At 45.5% G+C, this 4,587-nt stretch carries 5 protein-coding genes; all 5 read right to left on the reverse strand.

The features are described from left to right. On the reverse strand, positions 1-352 hold a 352-nt coding region (locus tag NC238_07560; GenBank protein MCM1565796.1), incomplete at its 3' end, for a YmdB family metallophosphoesterase. Between the two features lie 33 nt (positions 353-385). Beyond that, on the reverse strand, positions 386-946 hold the full coding sequence (locus NC238_07565; protein ID MCM1565797.1) for a hypothetical protein: 561 nt from the start codon (positions 944-946) through the stop codon (positions 386-388). Between the two features lie 201 nt (positions 947-1,147). Further along, complete coding sequence (gene rny / locus NC238_07570) at positions 1,148-2,716, reverse strand: ribonuclease Y (GenBank protein ID MCM1565798.1); 1,569 nt, start codon at positions 2,714-2,716, stop codon at positions 1,148-1,150. A 249-nt stretch (positions 2,717-2,965) separates the two neighbouring features. Further along, positions 2,966-3,496, reverse strand: a complete 531-nt coding sequence (locus NC238_07575) for a RecX family transcriptional regulator (GenBank protein MCM1565799.1) — start codon at positions 3,494-3,496, stop codon at positions 2,966-2,968. Continuing rightward, a complete protein-coding gene (gene recA, locus NC238_07580; protein ID MCM1565800.1) occupies positions 3,486-4,526 on the reverse strand; it encodes a recombinase RecA in 1,041 nt (346 codons plus the stop codon). Before recA ends, NC238_07575 begins: the two co-directional genes overlap by 11 nt. Between the last annotated feature and the right edge of the window lie 61 nt (positions 4,527-4,587).

The raw sequence follows: 4,587 nt of genomic DNA on the forward strand, positions 1-4,587 counted from the left end.
TTCCTGATAGATTGATAATTCCCGTCTTTATTCCGTTACGAATAACAAAACCATAGCCTTTTCCCGGTGCCCCTTTCGGGTAATTGGCAGGCCGGATCAGCTTGGTTTCATCATCGATAAATTTGATGATTTCCTTTTGGTCCCAGACATGGTTGCCCATCGTCAAAAAGTGGATTCCGTAATCATACAGCTCATAGGCGACTTCTTTGGTAAGTCCCCGCCCGCCTGAGGCATTTTCAGCGTTGGCAATCACCAGATCAAGTTTATGTTCTTTCTGGAGTCCGGGAAGAAAAGCAGCCACCGCTTCTCTTCCCGGTCTGCCGACGATATCACCGATAAAAAGAATCTGCATAAGGTACTCCTTTACTTGCATTAAGCCCTTCGTTCAACCATTGAAAACAAGTACTCTGCCGTCTTCCCGTACAGCTGTGATGTTTTTTTCTGTTCCGTTAGAACGTACAGCTGCCATCATATGATGAATGACCTCTTCCTGCAGGATGACCTCTTCTTCAGGCAGGCTGCATTCATCAGCAATCAGCTTAGTGCCAAGCTCGCTTTTCATGATTTCTACGATGAGGTTTATTTCGGTGTGGGTAATACTGCTTAAATCTCTGCGAATCACAATCAGGTCCAGTTCCTGTTCAAATTTTTCCACATTTAAAAGCTGAATTTTTCGGCCTTCAATCTGATGAAACAATTCCAAGGCCTGCCGGAGTTTATTCTGAAGCGCTTCAAAACCGCACTCCTTGACGACCAGGAATTTAAGTATCATGGTCTGCTGCTCCTGACTGCAGCTGATCGTTACAACTTCCGGATAGCGCAGCAAAATAGAAACAAGTAATCCCGTACTGTAATTCAGATAATTGGATTCAGCAGTTACGACTTCTGAAGCGGCCATCTTGATAATCCTTTCCCGAATGAAATAATAGGGCTTTCTCCAAAACATATAGTAATTCTTCAAGGAGACGCAAAGTCCTTCCCAGCGTGCCCTAGCAATTATAACCTATTTTGTCCCAACATACCAATATCAAGATATACAAACAAAGCAGGCCTTACACCTGCTTTGCTCGTTATACGCATTTCAATATCTGAACATCGTACGCTTAATCCGTAAGCTATCTTTGTGTCAACGTCGTTTCATCGCAGATTACTTCGCGTAATCCACTGCGCGGGTCTCCCGCATTACGACAACTTTGATCTGTCCGGGGTATTCCAGTTCTTCTTCAATTCTCTTGGCAATATCATGCGCGAACCTTGGTGCAAGTGCATCATCAATCTTGTCCGGATTCACAATAATGCGAATCTCTCTGCCGGCCTGAATCGCGTAAGATTTTTCAACACCTTCAAAAGTCTCGGCAATTTCCTCAAGCTTCTGAAGCCTTTTTATGTAGGACTCCAAAGTCTCGCGTCTGGCGCCCGGTCTGGCAGCCGATACCGCATCCGCAGCGGCAACAAGTACTGCAACAATCGTCTTGGGTTCAGTGTCGCCGTGATGGGCCTCAATGGCGTGGATGATATCCCATGATTCCTTGTACTTTTTGCAGAGATCAACACCAATCTCGACATGCGTGCCTTCGGTATCATGGTCAACAGCTTTGCCGATGTCATGCAGAAGTCCGGCGCGTTTTGCGGTCTGGACATCGACACCAAGTTCGGAAGCCATTAATCCGGCCAGATGGGATACCTCGATAGAGTGTCTCAAAACATTTTGTCCGTAACTGGTTCTGAAACGCAGCCGGCCAAGCAGTTTAATCAGTTCGGGATGTATGCCGTGAACCCCGGTTTCGAAGGTGGCCTGTTCCCCTTCTTCCCTGATTTTCTGGTCAACTTCCTTCTGCGCCTTTTCGACCATTTCTTCAATTCTGGCCGGATGAATACGTCCGTCCAAAATCAGTTTTTCCAGAGCGACTCTGGCGACTTCTCTTCTGATCGGATCAAATCCTGAGAGAATAACAGCTTCAGGCGTATCATCAATAATCAAATCAATACCCGTTAAAGTCTCAAGAGCTCTGATATTCCGGCCCTCTCGGCCAATGATACGGCCTTTCATCTCATCGTTCGGCAGGGCAACCACCGAAACTGTACTTTCAGCAACATGGTCTGCAGCACAACGGTGAATAGCCAAAGAAATAATATCTTTAGCGCGTTTTTCGGCCTCTTCTTTTGTCCGGGTCTCATATTCCTTAATCATGATTGCCGATTCGTAACGTACTTCTTCCTCAACACTTTTCAGCAACAATTGTTTGGCTTCTTCAGGAGTCAGACCGGAAAGCCTCTCCAGCTCAGCTACCTGTTTAGCCAGAAGTTCATTTAAATCAAGTTTTTGTTTTTCAACTTCGGATTCTCTGCGATGTAAATTTTCTTCCTTACGTTCCAGAACTTCCGTTTTTCTTTCTAGGGTTTCTTCCTTCTGAAGATTGCGTCTTTCCATACGTTGGATTTCGTTACGTCTTTCTCTGGTCTCTTTTTCAATATCATTGCGAAGCTGCATAACCTCTTCTTTTGCTGCAACGATTTTTTCCCTTTTTTTGGCTTCAGCCTCTGCCTCAGCATTCTTCAAAAGCCTTTTTGCTTCTATTTCAGCAGATCCAATCATTTTTTCCGCAGATGATTTGCGGATAAACCAGCCGATCAGACTGCCAATCGCCAATCCGGCGAGTACAATAACAACTGCAATTAAGCCTGATATTTCCAAAGCTTCACCTCCTTGAATTATAGTATTAAATATTTCGTTAAAATAACAAAAAACTGGTCAGACCAGTTCCGTAAAATCTATAACCCTCGTTCGATTATTTTTCCCTTAAATATAGCTACACCGATACCCGGTGCAGCTGAGATGTTCAGTTTAATATAAGAGAAAACCTTGAAAGGTTAAAAATTTACTAGAAACAGATCCATTTAATAATAGTTTAATGAAATGTGCAAATAATGTCAAGTTGGTGGGATGACAAAGTATACTAAATACTTACAGATTATCGAAAATAATAATCTCTCCAAGTACTTTTTTGACGATATCCAATTGATAGCCCTTCGCTAAGAGCTTGTCCCCGACCTTTTTCCTTAAGTATAACTCTTTTGGGGGGATATTTCCGTTCTGATCGTTTAGGGATTTTTTCTGATATTTCCTATACTCTTGCTCAAACATTTTACGGCCAAGCAGCAGGCAGTTTTGAACCTCCTGCTGCTCGGGATAGTATTCATCCATGACGAGAGAAATCATCCGATTGTCCAGACCGGCTTTTTGCAGTTCCATACATATTCTGGCCCTGGAGAACCTTGTTTCCTTACTTTTAATATATGACAAGGCATATTGCCGGTCATCAATATATTTCCATTCTTCTAGCTTTCGAAGAGCTTCAGCACTTTCCTCTGCGGAATAGCCTTTAGCTTCCAGCTTACCGGCAAGCTGGCTGGCAGACAGCTGCCTGCGGCTTAAGAAATCCAGCGCAGCACCTATCACACTTTTCTTTGGTGAGACCTGATTTCTATTCATCATTCATGCTGTCGTCCTGAGCGCCCTTGGTCTTGTCTTTCGAGACCAGAACCAGATCGCGCACTTTTCTCTCAATCTCTGCAGCGATATCGGGATGCTGACGCAGAAAGTCCTTGACATTCTCTCTTCCCTGTCCAAGCCTTTCGCCATTGTAGGAATACCAGGCGCCCGATTTCATAAGAATACCTGTTTCCGATCCCATATCGACAATACTGCCTTCCCTAGATATCCCTTCGCCATAAACCAGGTCAAAATCAGCAAAGTTAAACGGCGGTGCAACCTTGTTTTTGACGACCTTTACGCGGGTCCGATTGCCAATGATTTCCTGCCCCTGCTTGATGACATCCTGCTTTTTGACTTCCAGCCGGACTGAAGCATAAAATTTCAGTGCCCGTCCCCCGGTCGTCGTCTCGGGGTTGCCGAACATCACACCGACTTTCTCCCTGATCTGATTAATAAAGATGACACAAGTATGGCTTTTACTGATTGCCCCGGTCAGTTTGCGCAACGCCTGGGACATCAGACGGGCATGCAGCCCCATGTGGGAATCGCCCATCTCCCCTTCAATTTCAGCCCGTGGCACGAGAGCCGCCACCGAGTCAATAACGACGACATCAACCGCGCCGCTGCGGACAAGGGCTTCACAGATTTCCAGTGCCTGCTCGCCGGTGTCCGGCTGGGAAACCAGCAGATCATCGACATTCACACCCAGCGCCCGGGCATACACCGGGTCAAGGGCATGCTCCGCATCAATAAAAGCTGCAACGCCACCTGCTTTTTGTGCCTCAGCAATAATATGCAGCGTTACGGTGGTTTTCCCCGAAGACTCCGGTCCATAAACCTCTATTACCCGGCCTCTGGGAACTCCGCCAACACCTAAAGCCAAATCCAGGGCCAATGAACCTGTTGAAATCGTCTCAACAGCCATTCTGTCCGAAGCTTCGCCGAGTTTCATAATCGCTCCCTTGCCAAACTGCTTTTCAATTTGGCTCAGCGCAATATCCAATGCTTTCAGTTTATCTGGAGTAGCCATCTTTTCGTGCCTCCTCATGATTATACAAAACATATGTTCGGTTTCTATTATACTTTTTCTG

Origin of the sequence: Dehalobacter sp. (genome assembly GCA_023667845.1) — a bacterium.
Taxonomy (GTDB): Bacteria; Bacillota; Desulfitobacteriia; order Desulfitobacteriales; family Syntrophobotulaceae; genus Dehalobacter.

Coding starts and splice junctions, on each gene's coding strand:
- NC238_07565 (MCM1565797.1), bottom strand. CDS start 946: ATGTTTTGGAGAAAGCCCTATTATTTCATTCGGGAAAGGATTATCAAG.
- NC238_07575 (MCM1565799.1), bottom strand. CDS start 3,496: ATGATGAATAGAAATCAGGTCTCACCAAAGAAAAGTGTGATAGGTGCT.
- recA (MCM1565800.1), bottom strand. CDS start 4,526: ATGGCTACTCCAGATAAACTGAAAGCATTGGATATTGCGCTGAGCCAA.